This window comes from Luteococcus sp. Sow4_B9 (genome assembly GCF_052116585.1).
Classification (GTDB): Bacteria; Actinomycetota; Actinomycetes; order Propionibacteriales; family Propionibacteriaceae; genus Luteococcus.
Window position 1 is genome coordinate 1 of the sequence record NZ_JBQKKT010000005.1, and the last position, 14,881, is coordinate 14,881.

The 14,881-nt window shown below is 68.7% G+C and carries 14 protein-coding genes and 1 tRNA gene; 4 read left to right on the top strand and 11 right to left on the bottom strand.

Annotated features, from left to right (window positions below; translation table 11 throughout):
* Window positions 1-33: 33 nt before the first annotated feature.
* From ACTQ49_RS04865 to ACTQ49_RS04890, 6 genes are all read right to left on the bottom strand, one after another.
* A tRNA-Gly gene (locus tag ACTQ49_RS04865) sits at window positions 34-107 on the bottom strand.
* A 63-nt stretch (window positions 108-170) separates the two neighbouring features.
* Window positions 171-1,589: a S8 family serine peptidase gene (locus ACTQ49_RS04870; protein ID WP_441826726.1), complete on the bottom strand. Its 1,419-nt coding sequence runs from the start codon at window positions 1,587-1,589 to the stop codon at window positions 171-173.
* Window positions 1,590-1,883: 294 nt separating this feature from the next.
* The gene (locus tag ACTQ49_RS04875; protein ID WP_441826727.1) at window positions 1,884-2,144 is read right to left on the bottom strand and encodes an HPr family phosphocarrier protein; all 261 of its coding nucleotides are present in this window, start codon (window positions 2,142-2,144) and stop codon (window positions 1,884-1,886) included.
* A 42-nt stretch (window positions 2,145-2,186) separates the two neighbouring features.
* Complete coding sequence (locus ACTQ49_RS04880) at window positions 2,187-4,229, bottom strand: PTS fructose transporter subunit IIABC (protein WP_441826728.1); 2,043 nt, start codon at window positions 4,227-4,229, stop codon at window positions 2,187-2,189.
* A gap of 28 nt (window positions 4,230-4,257) precedes the next feature.
* Window positions 4,258-5,232 carry a 1-phosphofructokinase family hexose kinase gene (locus ACTQ49_RS04885; RefSeq protein ID WP_441826729.1) on the bottom strand — a complete coding sequence of 325 codons (975 nt, stop codon included), beginning with the start codon at window positions 5,230-5,232 and terminating at the stop codon, window positions 4,258-4,260.
* Window positions 5,229-5,996, bottom strand: a complete 768-nt coding sequence (locus ACTQ49_RS04890; RefSeq protein ID WP_441826730.1) for a DeoR/GlpR family DNA-binding transcription regulator — start codon at window positions 5,994-5,996, stop codon at window positions 5,229-5,231. The genes ACTQ49_RS04885 and ACTQ49_RS04890 overlap by 4 nt, the downstream gene beginning before the upstream one ends.
* 267 nt (window positions 5,997-6,263) lie before the next feature.
* Here ACTQ49_RS04890 and ptsP point away from each other — a divergent pair, with 267 nt between their 5' ends.
* Together ptsP and ACTQ49_RS04900 are read left to right on the top strand one after the other, a co-directional pair.
* Complete coding sequence (gene ptsP, locus ACTQ49_RS04895) at window positions 6,264-7,928, top strand: phosphoenolpyruvate--protein phosphotransferase (protein WP_441826731.1); 1,665 nt, start codon at window positions 6,264-6,266, stop codon at window positions 7,926-7,928.
* Between the two features lie 223 nt (window positions 7,929-8,151).
* Complete coding sequence (locus ACTQ49_RS04900) at window positions 8,152-8,466, top strand: hypothetical protein (protein ID WP_441826732.1); 315 nt, start codon at window positions 8,152-8,154, stop codon at window positions 8,464-8,466.
* A 139-nt stretch (window positions 8,467-8,605) separates the two neighbouring features.
* Here the strand turns inward: ACTQ49_RS04900 and ACTQ49_RS04905 are convergent, their stop codons facing one another.
* The 4 genes from ACTQ49_RS04905 to ACTQ49_RS04920 all read right to left on the bottom strand — a co-directional run bounded on the left by ACTQ49_RS04905 (window position 8,606) and on the right by ACTQ49_RS04920 (window position 11,725).
* Entirely contained in the window at window positions 8,606-9,166 is a 561-nt protein-coding gene (locus tag ACTQ49_RS04905; protein WP_441826733.1) for a universal stress protein, read from the bottom strand.
* Between the two features lie 8 nt (window positions 9,167-9,174).
* The gene (locus tag ACTQ49_RS04910; RefSeq protein WP_441826734.1) at window positions 9,175-10,563 is read right to left on the bottom strand and encodes an MFS transporter; all 1,389 of its coding nucleotides are present in this window, start codon (window positions 10,561-10,563) and stop codon (window positions 9,175-9,177) included.
* The gene (locus tag ACTQ49_RS04915; protein ID WP_441826735.1) at window positions 10,560-11,042 is read right to left on the bottom strand and encodes an SRPBCC family protein; all 483 of its coding nucleotides are present in this window, start codon (window positions 11,040-11,042) and stop codon (window positions 10,560-10,562) included. Before ACTQ49_RS04915 ends, ACTQ49_RS04910 begins: the two co-directional genes overlap by 4 nt.
* Window positions 11,043-11,263: 221 nt before the next feature.
* Complete coding sequence (locus ACTQ49_RS04920) at window positions 11,264-11,725, bottom strand: NUDIX hydrolase (protein WP_441826736.1); 462 nt, start codon at window positions 11,723-11,725, stop codon at window positions 11,264-11,266.
* 276 nt (window positions 11,726-12,001) lie between these two features.
* On the opposite strand from ACTQ49_RS04920, the gene ACTQ49_RS04925 reads away from it, so the two are divergent.
* Together ACTQ49_RS04925 and ACTQ49_RS04930 are read left to right on the top strand one after the other, a co-directional pair.
* Entirely contained in the window at window positions 12,002-13,432 is a 1,431-nt protein-coding gene (locus ACTQ49_RS04925) for a hypothetical protein (RefSeq protein ID WP_441826737.1), read from the top strand.
* A gap of 157 nt (window positions 13,433-13,589) precedes the next feature.
* Entirely contained in the window at window positions 13,590-14,357 is a 768-nt protein-coding gene (locus ACTQ49_RS04930; protein ID WP_441826738.1) for a sulfite exporter TauE/SafE family protein, read from the top strand.
* Between the two features lie 96 nt (window positions 14,358-14,453).
* Here ACTQ49_RS04930 and ACTQ49_RS04935 read toward each other — a convergent pair whose 3' ends face one another.
* Window positions 14,454-14,855, bottom strand: coding sequence for a VOC family protein (locus tag ACTQ49_RS04935; RefSeq protein ID WP_441826840.1), 402 nt, complete (start codon window positions 14,853-14,855; stop codon window positions 14,454-14,456).
* Between the last annotated feature and the right edge of the window lie 26 nt (window positions 14,856-14,881).

The following is a 14,881-nucleotide window of genomic DNA, read 5'->3' on the forward strand; positions in this document are numbered from 1 at the left end:
CCCGCCCCGCCCGGCGCCCCCCCCCCTTCTGCTTGGAGCGGGCGCCGGGAATTGCACCAAGCTCTCCCACCAGGAAGGTGGGTGTTCTGCTACTGAACTACACCCGCAAGGCGTCCCACTCTAGCGCGGACCGGTGCCCGCTTCCAGTCGGCGCGGGCGGAGGGTAGCGATCAGCGCATCGCCTGGACTGCCGCCAGGGCGTCCAGCTGGCCCGCGCCGGTGCAGGTGTTGTTGCGCACGGTGCCCCGGCACTCGGGTCCGATGCTGCGCACGGCCTTGGTGCGCGTCGTCTTCTTCAGGGTGGCGACGAGCTGCCCAGGGGTCGCGCTGGGCTTGCGGGACTTCATCAGGGCCAGGGTCCCGGCCACCTGCGGCGCGGCCTGGGAGGTGCCGGTCCGTGCGGTGAAGCGATTGCCGGGGGTGGTGGACAGGATCTTCTCGCCCGGGGCGGCAATGTCCACCATGGTGCGGCCGTAGCTGGAGAACTCGGACAGGCGGCCCGTGTTGTCCACCGAGGCGACGTGCACCACCCTGGAGCTTTCGGCCACCGGATCGTGGCACGCCTCGGCGCGCTGCCAGCTGACGTCCATGCCCGCATTGCCCGCCGACGAGACGTGCGTGACGCCCCGGCCGGCCGACCAGTTGATCGCCCGGTGCAGGGCGGTCAGGGCAGCACCGCGGATGTCGAGCTCGCCGCACCACAGGTCGAACATGTTCAGCGACGTGTTGGTCACGGCCATCTGGCGCAACCCGGCCCACATGAAGCCGCAGACCAGGTATTCCGGGTAGGCCTCGCCATTGGCGTTGACCACTTTGATGGAGGCGACGCGGGCACCGGGAGCGATTCCGCTGACGCCGTAGCCATTGCGACTGGCGGCCACCGTTCCGGCCACGTGCGTGCCGTGGGGATCGTTGCCGCGCCAGGCGCCGCTGGCGGTGTTGGGGCGGCCGCCGACGGTGCAGTCCACCGAGTCGCCGGTGCTGAAGTTCTTGGTCAGGTCCCGGTGTCGGTCGTCGACGCCCGTGTCCAGGATGCCCACCAGCACGCTGCTGGAACCGGGGGTGAGCTTCTGGGCCTGCAGCGCGCGATCCAGCCCCAGGTGCTTCTGCTGGGTGATCATCGGATCGGCCTTGCCGACGCGACCGGCGGCGGCGGTGACCCGTCGCCCGACGGGCTTGACGTCCACCGACCTGTTCAGCGTCACGCGCTCCCGGGCTGCTTCCTTGCGGGCATCGCCGACGGAGTGGACCGACGCCTTGCCGATCCGCTGGAGCTGACGGGCGAAGTCGCCGCGACTGGAACGCACCACCAGGACCCCGATCTGGGGCCAGGCCTGCACCACCTGGCCGCCGGCCTTGACCGCGGCCTTCTGCGCGGCGGTGGTTTGCCCGGGCGTGCGGGCGTTGACCAGGTAGGAGCGGGTGATGCCCGCGGCGTCGGCGGGGACGGGCCCCAGCAGGGGCGGTTCGAGGAGGGTCGATTCAGGCAGGTTGACCGGCAGCACCAGGGCCACGAGCGCCAGCAGGGAGATCGTCAGCGCGCGGGCGGTGTGTCGGCGAAGGGGCGCGGTGCGGACGGTGCTGGACATGGCTTCCTCTGGTAGGCGTTTCGTGTCCCATCAAAGCCCCTGTGAGGAGCCTTTCCGCGCCTGGTCAGATGTGCTTTCGTGAAGTGTTCCCTGAGCGCCTCTCAGGTCTACGACGAGGCGTCGTTCGGGTGTCCAGTGGGTGGCGAGCCGGTATCCAGCACGAGCTGGAAATGCCCGCAGAACTCGCCGCCGAAGCGGATCTCTCGCCTGACATGACGAGGGGCCGGATGCCATGGCATCCGGCCCCTCGTGCAGTCCAGATCTCGTGATCCAGAGCTGAGCTTCAGTCGTCGATCACTCGGCGTCGAGATCCTTCTCGATGAGGGCGGCGATGGCCTCGACGGCGGCCTCGTCGTCGCTCTCGACGGTGACCTGGGTGCCCTTCTCGGCACCAAGGGTCATGATGAGCAGCGGGGAGCTGGCGTCAACGCCCTCCTCGCCGTCGACCGAGAGGGTGATGTCCTCGTCGTACTCGCCAGCGGCCTCTGCGATGATCGCGGCCGGGCGGGCGTGCAGGCCGACGCTGGAACCGACGGTAACGGTCTTGCTTGCCATGGTGCTTCCTTTCAACGGTGAATGTGTCAATTGTGACTGATGTCAGGCCGCGACGGGAGTCGGGGTCTGGTTGGCGGTCTTGCCCATTGACTTCAGGGCCACCACGAGGGCGGCGGAAACCAACGATCCCACGAGGATCGCCAGGGCGAAGGCCCAGAACTTGTCGATGGCGAAGAAGACGAAGATGCCACCGTGGGGAGCCTTGGAGGCGGCGCCCAGGGCCATGGTCATGGCACCGGTGATGGCGCCACCCGCCATGGTGGCCGGGATGATGCGCAGCGGGTCGGCCGCGGCGAACGGGATGGCGCCCTCACTGATGAAGGAGGCGCCCAGGAGCCAGCAGGCCGTGCCGTTCTCCTTCTCCGCCTTGGTGAACAGCTTGGGCCGCAGGGTGGTGGCGATGGCCAGCGCGATCGGGGGCACCATGCCGGCGGCCATCACGGCGGCCATGATCTTCAGCGACGCCGGGTTGCTGACGCTCAGGCCAGCGGTGGCGAACAGGTAGGCCGCCTTGTTGACCGGGCCGCCCAGGTCGAAGCACATCATGAGGCCGAGGATGACGCCGAGCAGGATGATCGAGGCACCGGTCATGCCGTTGAGGCCATTGGTCATCATGCGCATCAGCACGCTGATGGGCTTGGCCAGGAAGAACAGCAACGCCCCGCCAGCCACCAGCGAACCGAACAGCGGGATGATCACGACCGGCATCAGGCCGCGCAGCCAGCGCGGCACCTTCCAACCGCCGATCCAGGCGGCGACGGCACCGGCGATCAGGCCACCGACCAGGGCGCCGATGAAGCCGGCTCCGGTCGAGCCTGCGATCGCACCCGCGACGAAACCGGGCACGATGCCGGGCCGGTCGGCCATCGCGAAGGCGATGTAGCCGGCCAGGGCGGGCAGCAGGAACATGAAGGCGGCATCGCCGAGCGCCTTGAGGACTGCGCCGATGTAGGTGGCCAGGGCACTGCCACCCAGGGCATGGGCGCCGGCCTCGGGCAGGTTGGTCAGCGAGTGGTCCAGGGCCAGCTTGGCATCCACGTCGTAGCCGCCGAAGAGGAAGCCCAGGGCGATCAGCAGACCGCCGGCCGCGACGAAGGGGACCATGTAGGAGACGCCGGTCATCAGCGCCTGCTGGATCCGCTTGCCGAAGGACAGCTGGCTCTTCGCGGCACCGGCTCCGGAGGCGGCCGCCGCGCTGGCGTCGCCCTGCACGCGGGGGGCCGACGGGTTCTTGGCGGCCGCGAGGGCCTCCTCGATCATCTTCTTCGGCTCGTTGATGGCGCGCTTGACGCCGGACTCGATCACCGGGAGCCCGGCGAAGCGCTCACGGCCCTTGACGCCCACGTCGGTGGCGAAGATGACGGCGGTGGCCCGCTTGATCTGCTCCGGGGTGACGGGGTCCGTGGCCGTGGAGCCCTGCGGCTCGGTGACCAGCTCGACGCCCATCTCCTGTGCGGCGCCGGTGAGGTAGTCGGCGGCCATGTAGGTGTGGGCGATGCCGGTGGGGCAGGCGGTGATGGCGATGATCGACGGCTGCTCGCCGGTGGCGGCACCCTGCTCGGCGCGCATCGGCACCACATTGCTGGCGGCAGCGCCAGCCGCTGCGGCCGGGGCGGCGGCACCCTCGGGGCCATTGGGCTCCACGACGCCGCGGACCAGCTCCACCACCTCGTCGGCGCTGCGGGCCTCCCGCAGGGCGGTGAGGAAGTCCTTCTTCACCAGGGCGCGGGCGAGCTTGGTGAGCAGCTTCATGTGGTCCGCGCCGCCGCTCTCGCTGGCCGCGATCATGAAGACCAGGTCTGCGTGGCCGTCCTTGGCCCCGAAGTCGACGGGGGTGGTGAGGCGTGCGAAGCCGAGCGAGGGGGTGTTCACCGCCGCCGAGCGGCAGTGCGGGATGGCGAAGCCGCCGGGCATGCCGGTGGGCGACTTCCCCTCGCGCGCCAGTGCGTCGGCGGCCAGGCCGTCGGCATCCGCGCGTCCGGTGGCGGCGACGATGCCGGCCAGACCGCGGATCACCTCCTCCTTGGTGGCGCCGAGGTCGGTGTCGAGTGCCACCAGACCGGGCTCGATGAGTGATGTGGACATGTTCCTGCCTTCCGGGTGAGGAGCTGGCTCAGGCGAGCCTTGTGACGGTGACCTGACCCGGCTGCGCCTGGTCAGGGGTGGGGATCTGGGATCCGGGGAGGGAGGCGGCGGCCGTGCCGTAGGCGACGGCGCGCTGCAGACGCTCGTCGGGGGCCAGCCTCTCCAGGCTGGCCAGCAGGTAGCCCGCCAGGGAGGAGTCACCGGCGCCCACGGTGGAGGCCACGGTGATGGCCGGCGGGGTGGCGTGCCAGGCGCCCTCCTCGGTGACCAGCAGTGCGCCGGAGCCGCCCAGGGTGACCAGCACCTCGCGGATTCCGCGGTCGTTCAGGCTGCGGGCCGCGGCCAGGACGGGTTCCCAGTTGCCCTGGGCAGCCTGCTCCTCGAAGGATGAGCCGTCGACGCCGGCCAGCTGGCCGAGTTCCTCGGAATTGGGCTTGACCAGGTCCGGAGCCCAACGGGGCAGGCCTTCGGCGAGCGCCTTGAGCGGGGCATCGGAGGTGTCGACGGCCACCCGCACGTTCAGCTGGTGGAGCAGTTCCACCAGATGGCCGTAGGAATTGGGGGCGGCACCGGGCGGCAGGGACCCGCACAGGGCGACCCAGTCGGCGCGATGTCCCCGGGTGCTGCGGGCCGCGGCGACGACCGAATTGCGCAGGGCCACCAGTTCCTCGTCGTCAATGCGGGGGCCGGGCTCGTTGAGCTTGGTGGTGGTTCCGTCGGACTCGACGATGGTCAGGTTGGAACGGATCGGCTGCCCCACGGGCACATTGCGGTGGGGCACCCCGATCTCGCGCAGGCCGGCGATCAGGGGGTCGTGGTCATCGGCAGGCAGCACCGCGACGGTCTCCTGGCCGGCCAGGTGAATGGCCCGCGAGACATTGACCCCCTTGCCTCCGGGTTCGCTGGTGACGGTGCCGAGCCGGTTGACGCCGCCACGAGCCACCGGGGTGGCGATGCTGGCGGTGCGGTCGATGCTCGGATTGGCAGTGAAGGTGACGATCATGCGACGACAACCTCGATTCCTAGCTGGGTGAAGTGGTTCTTCTGGTCCTGGGTGATGGCGTCGGTGACGATGACGTCCGCGGCGTCGATCGGGGCAAAACTGGTGGCGGTCTCGGCGCCGAACTTGCGACTGTCGGCGAGCACCACGACGCGTCGGGCGCTGCGGACCATCTGTTCCTTGACGACGGCCTCGGCGCTGTCCGGGGTGGACAGGCCGTGCTCGCGGTTGAGTCCGTTGGTGCCGATGAAGGCGACGTCGACGCGCAGCCGGGACAGCCAGGCGACGGTGTTGCCGCCGACGCAGGCCTGGGTGATGCCCTTGACGTGGCCCCCGAGCAGTTGGACGTCCGCGGTGGTGCGGGTGCTGAGGGTGGCCGCGATGGGCAGCGAGTTGGTGAAGATGGTCAACGTCGAGTTGGCGGGCACCAGGGAGGCCAGCCGGCCGGTGGTGGTGCCGGCGTCGATCAGCACGGAACCGTAGGGCTGCTGGGGCAACAGTCCGATGGCGGCCTGGGCAATGCGGTCCTTCTCCTCGGCCGCGCTCTGCTCCCGGTCGACGAGCGCGAGATCTCCCAGGGGCAGGAAGTCCGACGGGACGGCCCCGCCGTGTACGCGGCGCAGGATGCCGTTGCGGTCCAGGACCTCCAGGTCGCGGCGGATGGTTTCCGGGGTGACCTCGAAACGCTGGGCGGCCGTGCTCACCTGCACGCGGCCCTCGCTGCGGGCGATCTCCACCAGCAGGCGGCGTCTCTCCTCGGCGTACACGCGACACCCTCCTTTGGGTGGGCCAGTGAGGGATGGGACCGACGTTGGCCAGAACGGATGCAAAGCAACAGTCAAGATCGTTTGACTATGTGGGAATCATATGTGGGTGTGTTGGATTCGGCAAGGGTCATCTTTCTCACACTCACCTACCGATCTGTCGGAAGCGTGTTCTAAGGTGGAGCGAAAGCCTGCGCCGACGCAGACTGACGCCCGCGGTGCGGCAAGGCGATCGACATCACGGGCGGACACACCTGGAAGGGTTTCCACATGAGCACTGCACTTGAACTCCGCGGCACGGGCGTCGTTCCCGGCGTCGCCCATGCCCCCGCGATCTGGACGGCTCCCCGCCCCCAGCTTCCCGAACACAGCCCGAACATTGCCGAGGAGGGGCGCGACGAGGAGGTTGCACGCTTCCAGGCGGCAGCCGCGGCCGTGGCCAGTCGTCTGTCCCACCGCGCCTCGCACGCCACTGGCGTGGCCGCCAATGTGCTCGAGGCCAATGCCGGAATGGCCAAGGACAAGGGCTGGCACAAGGCCGTCGGCAAGAAGATCAAGGCGGGCATGCCCGCCCATCTGGCCGTCGCCCGCGCCACCGACGAGTTCGTCGTCATGTTCGAGAAGGTCGGCGGCCTGATGGCCGAGCGCACCACCGACCTCAAGGACATCCGCGATCGCGTCATCGCCGAGCTGCTCGGCAAGCCGGAGCCCGGCGTGCCCACCCCCGAGGTGCCCAGCATCCTGCTGGCCGACGACCTGGCCCCGGCCGACACCGCCGGTCTGGACCCGAGCCTGGTGATCGGTCTGGTCACCGAGCTCGGCGGCCCCACCAGCCACACCGCGATCATCAGCCGCCAGCTGGGCATCCCGTGCATCGTCGCGGTCGACGGGCTGCACAGCCTGGAGACCGGCACCATGCTGCTGGTGGACGGCGAGGCAGGCACCATCAAGACCGGCGTCGACGCGGCCGAGGCCGATGCCCTGGTGACCGCCGACGAGCAGCGTCGTGAGGCGATTCGCAGCTGGCGTGGCCCGGCCAAGCTGGCCGACGGCACCCCCGTCGACGTGCTGGCCAATGTTCAGGACGGCGCCGGAGCCGCCCGCGCCGCCGGCAGCGAGGCGCAGGGCGTCGGCCTCTTCCGTACGGAGCTGTGCTTCCTGAGCGCGGAGAATGAGCCCAGCGTCGAGGAACAGGCCCGCATCTACCGCGACGTGATCGGCGCCTTCCCCGGCAAGAAGGTCGTGGTGCGCACCCTCGACGCCGGTTCCGACAAGCCGCTGAAGTTCGCCAACTTCGACGACGAGGAGAACCCGGCCATGGGCGTCCGTGGCATCCGCATCGCCGCTGGCCAGCCCGCCATCCTGACCAACCAGCTGGACGCCATCAAGGCAGCCAGTGACGGCAAGGCCACCTGGGTGATGGCGCCGATGATCGCCACCGTCGAGGAGGCCAAGGACTTCGCCGAGAAGTGCCGCGCCCGCGGTCTCAAGCCCGGCATCATGGTGGAGGTTCCCGCCGTCGCGGTGCAGGCCGAGAAGTTCCTGCAGTACGTCGAGTTCATGAGCATCGGCACCAATGACCTCACCCAGTACACGATGGCCGCAGACCGGATGAGCCCCAAGCTGGCCAACCTCACCAACCCGTGGCAGCCCGCCGTGCTGCAGCTGATCGCCATGACGGCAGGGGCCGGTCAGAAGGTGGGCAAGCCGGTGGGTGTCTGCGGCGAGGCCGCTGCGGCTCCCTACCTGGCCTGCGTGCTGGTGGGCATGGGTGTCACGTCGCTGTCGATGGCCGTCGCCGCCATCCCAGCGGTTGGTGCCCAGCTGGCCCAGGTCAGCCTGGAGCAGTGCCAGGAGGCCGCCCAGGCCGCCCTCGCCGCCGAGGATGCCGAGGGGGCCGTGGAAGCGGCCCGCACGGTGCTCACCGGAGCCTGAGCGTCACCTTCCCGCAAGCTGCCCGCGTCCACCCATGATGCGAGCTCGTGGCCGCACCGGCCCGGCACGGACCCAGTCCGTGTCGGGCCGGTGCGCATTGCGCTGCTGGGGCGACGCTGAGGAGACATCTCCCCGATGTGGGGCGTTCGCAGGGAAGGGCTAGGCTCAGGCCTCGGTGCGGGGGCACGAGCTCCCGTGGCGTGCCCCCACGAAAAGGAAAACCATGCAGTTCACGACACCTCCCGGTGGCGTCCTCCTGGAGGACGAGACCGTGGTCAAGGGCGCCGTCGACGTCATCCTCGACGAGGCCCGCAATGTGCTCATCCGCCCCGCGGGCGGGGAGGAGGAGCGCAAGATCGTCGCCGACGGGCCGGTGGAGCCGGGAATGACCATCGACGTCGTCGTGGCCCGACTGGCCTTCCATCCCGGCAATGACGATTCCGGTCGTCCGATGCCCACCTCCCTGGCCGTCCGGCCCAGTGAGAACGACGGCTACCTGGACGACGAGCCCGAACGGATTGGCGACGAGCTCTGGTGAGTTCGGCGCCACCTCGGGAAAACTGACGGGCCCGCCCCTCCACATGGGGGGCGGGCCCGTCCCGTGCCAGCGGGTTGGCGTGAGTCCAGAGTGTGTGACCCCGGAGTGCGTGCCCCAGGGCGTGTGATCCCTGGGTGTCTCAGTCCAGCGGAAGCTCCTCGGGCGGACGGGGTGTCTCCACCAGATCCTCGGCAACCTCCAGCTCCGTCACCGGCATCGGTGGGCGCACGATGAGCACCTCACAGGTGGCGCGCTTGACCACGTCGGTGGCCACATTGCCCAGCAGGCGATCGGCGATCGACACGTCCTGGATGGCCCCCACCACCAGCAGGTCCGCTCGCCGCTCCCCGGCCACCTGGATGAGTGCCGGCCCCGGCTCGCCGTCCACCAGCAGGGCGCCCGCCACCCGGGCGTCGTGACGACGGGCAATCTCGACGGCCTCCGTAACGGCGTCCGTGGCAGCCTGCCGGCCGGAGACCAGCCCGATCCGGTTGTCCGCCAGACCCCGGGTGTTGCGGGCCTCGGCCCGTCGGGACAGGGAGGACCAGGCGCACACGATCACCAGGTCGGCATCGTTGTGGTGGGCCAGCCACGCGGCGCGGGCCACGGTGGGTTCCGCGAGGGCAGAACCGTCGGTGCCCACCACGATGGTGCGGTACTCGTTCATGCGGGGCATCTCGTCCCCGGTGACGTCAGACATGGTGCTCCTCAGTGTGCCGTGGCGACGGGCGAATCGAGGACGTCGTCGACGTCCTTGACGATGGGCGGTTCCTTGATGAACAGCATCACCAGACCAGCGACGGCCAGGAAGACCGCGGCAAAGGTGAGGGCGTTCACGGGGTCATTGCCCAGCAGGTGCTTGTAGACCCAGCCGAAGCTGAGCGTCTGGATCAGCATCGGGATCACGATCATCATGTTGACGATGCCCATGTAGACGCCGTAGCGGGTGGACGGGATCATGCGCACGATCATGATGTACGGCACGCCCATGATCGAGGCCCAGGCCACACCGAGACCGACGATGGCCAGCAGCTGGGTGACCTGGCTGTTCATGTACGGGAAGACCAGCAGCCCGGCCGTCGCACACCACAGGCACAGGGTGTGCACCCACTTGGCGCCGAGCTTCTTGGCCAGCGCCACCAGACCAAAGGCCACGCAGAAGGTGACGATGTTGTAGGTGGCGTTCACCCGGCCGGTCTGTGCCACGGCCATCTGGTACGCCTGAGAGGTGGTGTCCGTCGTGTTGTAGAGGATCTTCGCGATGGCCAGGGAGATGTACTGCCAGTAGCAGTTCATCGCGTACCACTGGAAGAAGTAGACGGCGGCCAGCACCTTCATGGCGGTGGGCATGTCCACCAGGGCTTCCCAGATCTCTCGCAGGAAGCCGCCGACGCCGCCGCTCTCGGCCTTCTTGGCCTTGAGCTCGGCGAGCTCCGCGGCGCTCGGCTCATTCTCGGGGGTGCTGGTGACGCTGATCAGCACGGTGACCAGGGAGCACACCGAGCCCAGCATGAAGGCGCCGAAGGCCCACTTGGGGATACCAACTCCGGTGCCCAGGCCGAACATCCACTGGAAGATCGAGATCGACAGGTTGGCCAGGGTGATGCCCAAACCGGTGAAGAAGCTCTGGGCCAGGAAGCCCTTGCCCAGCTGCGACGGGGGCAGCTTGTCGGCGATGAAGGCACGGTAGGGCTCCATCGCGGTGTTGTTGCTGGCATCCAGCAGCCACAGCAGCAGTGCGGCCATCCAGACGGCCCAGACGAAGGGGAAGAGGAAGAGGCAGACCGCGCAGCCGATCGCGCCGATCAGGAAGAAGGGACGACGGCGGCCACGGAAGAAGCCGCTCTCCACCCAGGTGCGGTCACTGAGGGCGCCGATGATCGGCTGGATCAACAGGCCGGTGACCGGGCCGGCCAGGTTCAGCAGGGGCAGATCCTCGGGATTCGCGCCCAGCATGGAGTAGATCGGGTTGATCGCCGTCTGCTGCATGCCGAAGGAGTACTGGATGCCGAAGAAGCCCAGGTTCATGAGCAGGATCTGCTTCATGCTCATCAGCGGCTTGCGGCGCACCGTCGTGGTGCTGGCCTGGGCCGTCATCGCAGTCCTCCGTCGATGGGCGTGGCATTGGCCTGCAGCCACTGGTTGAGGCGCTCCAGTTCCAACTCCCAACCGTCGGAGTGCAGCTGGGACTGCGTCGGGTCATAAGGCCCCTGGATGATGCGGACGAGGGTTCCCTTCTTGCCCATCTTGGTGAACTCGACGCGCAGTTCCAGCGGCTGGTCCGGGTTGATGCCCTCGTCACCGGTGATCCGCTGCTTGGCGACGAAGACGTCGGGGCGGAAGAATTCGGTGAAGACGGCATCGGTCCCCACCACCAGGCCATCGGACTCGCGGACCTTGTCGTGGTGGTGGCGGCCACCGGGGCGCAGGTCACTGGCCAGGGTGGCCGGATCGACGTGCCAGCCAGGGGATCCTCTCCACTGGCTCATCTGCTCCGGGATGGTGAAGGCGTCGAAGATGACCTTCCGGTCGTAGGGGAACTGCCGCTCCACCACGAGGATCATGTTCGCGGTCATGGGCCCTCCGTCGTTGGGGGTGAATTGTGGACCCAATGATTGACCCTGCGGTCGGTTTCCGGAATGCGTGCGGGGGAATCCACCGCCAATCGGAAGTGCTCAGGCAGGAAGCAGTACAGAGCACAGGGAATCGGCTTCCGTGTGGGTCAATTGAGTGGTTCAAATACCTCGCCGTCGGTGTGTTGCCGTGAGGGCGCGGACCCAAGGGATTCGCCTCCGGATCACAACCCCAGGGCGGGCAATACGCGGAATTGCAGCATCGGTGCCAGGTCGCCCGGTAACGGCTGACCCGGGTCCAACCAACGGATCTCCTCGATCTCCGCCGCCGGCTGCGGAGTCCCGGTCAGGGGATGGGTGAAGACGTGACTGCGCAACAGGTGGTCCGGCTCATTCGCGGCGGCGGCCTCGAAGACTCCGAGCGACCGGATCGTGTCCGCGTGCAGTTCCAGGCTCACCTCCTCGCCGCACTCCCGGATCGCCGCATCGGCGGGGCTCTCGCCCGGTTCGTGCTTGCCGCCGACGAGCATGAAGCGACTGGTCCCACGCTTGCGAACCGTCAGGATGCGCCCGTCCTCGTCGCGCAGGACGACGGCGCTGACGATGATCAGCGGCTGGGTGCCGGGAGCCGAAGACTTCTCTTCCGGCTCACGGGTCTCGTGTGTGGGGTCAAGATCCTGGGGCATGGTCCTCCTCGTCGACGCACCATCCCTATCATTCGATCCCCGGTGGCCCCAGTCGCTTCAACCACTCGCCCCTCATGCCTCACGGTCCACAGACAGCTCCTGCGCTGACCACACTCCCCGCCCAGCCCGGCTGGTCTGGCTCCTGACCGGGACCTGATGAATCCAGCCGGGCCGTCCGTGCGGGGCTGGTCATCCGCGCCGCCAGACATGGTCGTCAAGGGATCGAATCAAACAACGGCGGGAGCGCTGGCCGCTGGGGGCACGTAGGCTCGTGCCATGACGAGCATGGGGAGGGGACTGCGCAAGGCCGGGTTGCTGGCCTCGTCGCTCCTGCTCGTGCAGGCCTGCAGCGCCCCTGATCCGGTCTCCATGCCCAGCCCGGAGCCCGAGCCGACAACCACGACGGTCAGCCCGACCCCCACGCCCCGCCCCACCGCCAGGGTGGACAACACCATGGCGCGGGAGGTTCCGCTGTTGTGGCAGCTGCAGACCACCCCGGTCAGTGACGTGGCGAATGTTGCCGGACGAGCCGTGTTGATGGTCAGCGTCAAGGATGGCCTGGAGGTCCAGGCCCTGGACTTGTCCACCGGCGCAGTGCAGTGGGCGCACCGTGTCACCTCGTCGCTGGTGGCCCCGCAGACCGCCATGCCGGTCACCACGCTGCGCAACCGCTACATCGCCATCCTCGAGCCGCTGCGCGGGACGGACGGGCGCGCGCGTCTGCGCCTGCTCGACATCGAGCAGCAGGGCAAGGCCGTCGCGGGAAGCGGTGTCTACATCTTCACGTCCTTCCCCGAGCGATGCCTGGACGACTCGTCCATGGTGTGCGCCAAGGCCGTCAAGGGATCCCGCTCCGTCGAGGTCCGCGTCGGGCCCCGGGGGGCGGCAACGGAACGAGCCATGCCCGACGAGGGCGACAGCTACCAGGATCTGGGTGCCCACGGACTCGTGCGATTCCTGGACCCCAAGACCCGCAAGGCCTCCATCGGTGTGGAGAAGGGCGGCAAGCTGCTGTGGAGTCGGCCCGAGCGCGACGTTTTCGGGCGGCTTTCTCCGGAGGCGGGATGGACCTTCCGGGCACAGGGGACCGTCATCTACGGCACGGTGATGCTGCCGCGCGCCACGATCGCCGATCCGTTGCCGCAGCGCTACCTGACCCTGGCGCTGGACCGGCGCAATGGCAGCACCCTGTGGAAGATGCCGGGTGCCGATCTGGCCTGCAGCTCCCGGCGTGATGTGGACCTGCTGTGTGAATGGCAGGCCGGTCTGGTGCGTCGCGACGGTTCTGTGGAGCAGGGCCGGATGGTGGTCCACCGGCTCAACGCGCGCACGGGGGAGAAGATCTGGAGCACCCGCCCGATCTTCGTGCGGGCTCCCGACGCCGGTCAGCTCGGCACCAGCGGGGAGGGGGTGGTGGCCACTGAGTCCGGCGGCCGCCTCTGGATCGACGCCGTGACCGGCCACATGCGTCCCGCCCAGCCCGCCGACGTCACCTGGCGACGGGTGGCCGTGCAGGTGCCCAGTGACCAGGTGAGTTTCCGCGGCAGCACCAAGGTCACCACCCGTCGCGCCGTGGTCAACCAGAACGCACCGGTCAACGCTCCAGAACGTTTCTACGCCCCACTGCCCCCGGGTACGGGTGCCCGCTTCGACATGACCCAGGTGGTCAGCCTTCCTGGCCGCGTGGTCGCCCTCGACCTGGCCTGATCGCGATCGCTGCCCGGGCCTGTTGGTTCACGGTGGCTGTTGGTTCACGGGGTCTGTCGAGGGGCGGGACGTGCACCCGGCGGCCGTCGGCGGCAGACTGGCCCCATGGGCGCCGTGGGTCGTGTTGTCCGTACCGCCTTCGGAAGGGGAGCTTGAGATGGTCTGGTGGACGGCGCCGCTGGGCTTGCTGGTGGGCGCTGTGATGGGCAGCCTCGGAGGCGGTGGGGCGATCATCACGATCCCCCTGCTGGTCTACCTGCTGCACCAGGATCCCCATGCCGCCTCGGAGGGATCCCTGGTGATCGTCGGCCTCTCGTCGCTGATCGGCCTCTACCCCCATGTCCGGGGCGGCCGGGTGCGGTGGCGTGACGGAGCGGTCTTCGGGGCCCTGGGCATCGTGGGGTCGATCGTGGGCAGTGCCGCGTCAGCACGAATGGATGGGCAGCTCCTCCTGGCGCTGTTCAGCGTGCTGCTGCTGGTGGTGGCCTCCCTGATGTTCCGCACCTGGTTCCGCGGGCGCGGTGGCAACGACACGGCGCGCCCGGCCAAGCCCTTCGGGCACCTGCTGCTCACGGCAACCGGCGTGGGGATGCTCACGGGCTTCTTCGGGGTTGGCGGTGGTTTCGCCGTGGTGCCGGCGCTCACGCTGGTGCTCGGTTTCCCCATCAGCCAGGCGATCGCCACCTCCCTGCTGGTGATCGCCATCAACTGCGCCACGGCCCTGGCGTCACGCTTCACGATTGGCCTGCACGTCGACTGGGGCATCGTGCTGCCCTTCGCACTGGCCGCCTGCGTGGGCAGCGTCACCGGTGGTTGGTTCACGCGCACTGCGCGCCCCCGCAGCCTGCAGTTCGCCTTTGCCTGTCTGCTGGTGGTGTTGGCGCTGTGGATTGGTGGCCAGAGCATCACCGGTCTGCTTGCCTGACCGACTCGCCTGACTGACTCGCGTCGTCCCGGGCGTCGCTGGCGGAGGTGACTGCTGCTGGCCGCCCGCAGGGATGCGGGCGGCCAGCAGGAGGGGTCACTGGCCGCCGATGTTGATCATCCAGACGATGCCGAAGCGGTCGACGAGCATGCCGAACTCGGCACCCCACATCTGCTTCTCCAACGGGACGGTGACCTGGCCACCCTGGGAGAGTCCGTCGAAGTGCTCGCGCAGCTTCGGATCATCGCCCACCAGGGCGACGGTGACATTGGTGCCTGCCTGGTAGGGCATGCCGTCGGGGCTGTCGGAGGCCATCAGGAAGAAGCCCTCCGGCGTGCGCAGCTCGCTGTGCATGACGCCGTCTGCGGGCAGACCCTCCTGGCCCGATTCGCCGAAGGTCATCACCCGCAGCTCACCGCCCAGCACTGACTGGTAGAACTCCATGGCCTCTCGGCAGGTGCCCTGATAGCTGATGTACGGCGCGAGTTCTGCGCTTATGACGTGCTCCTGATTGTTGAAGGTGT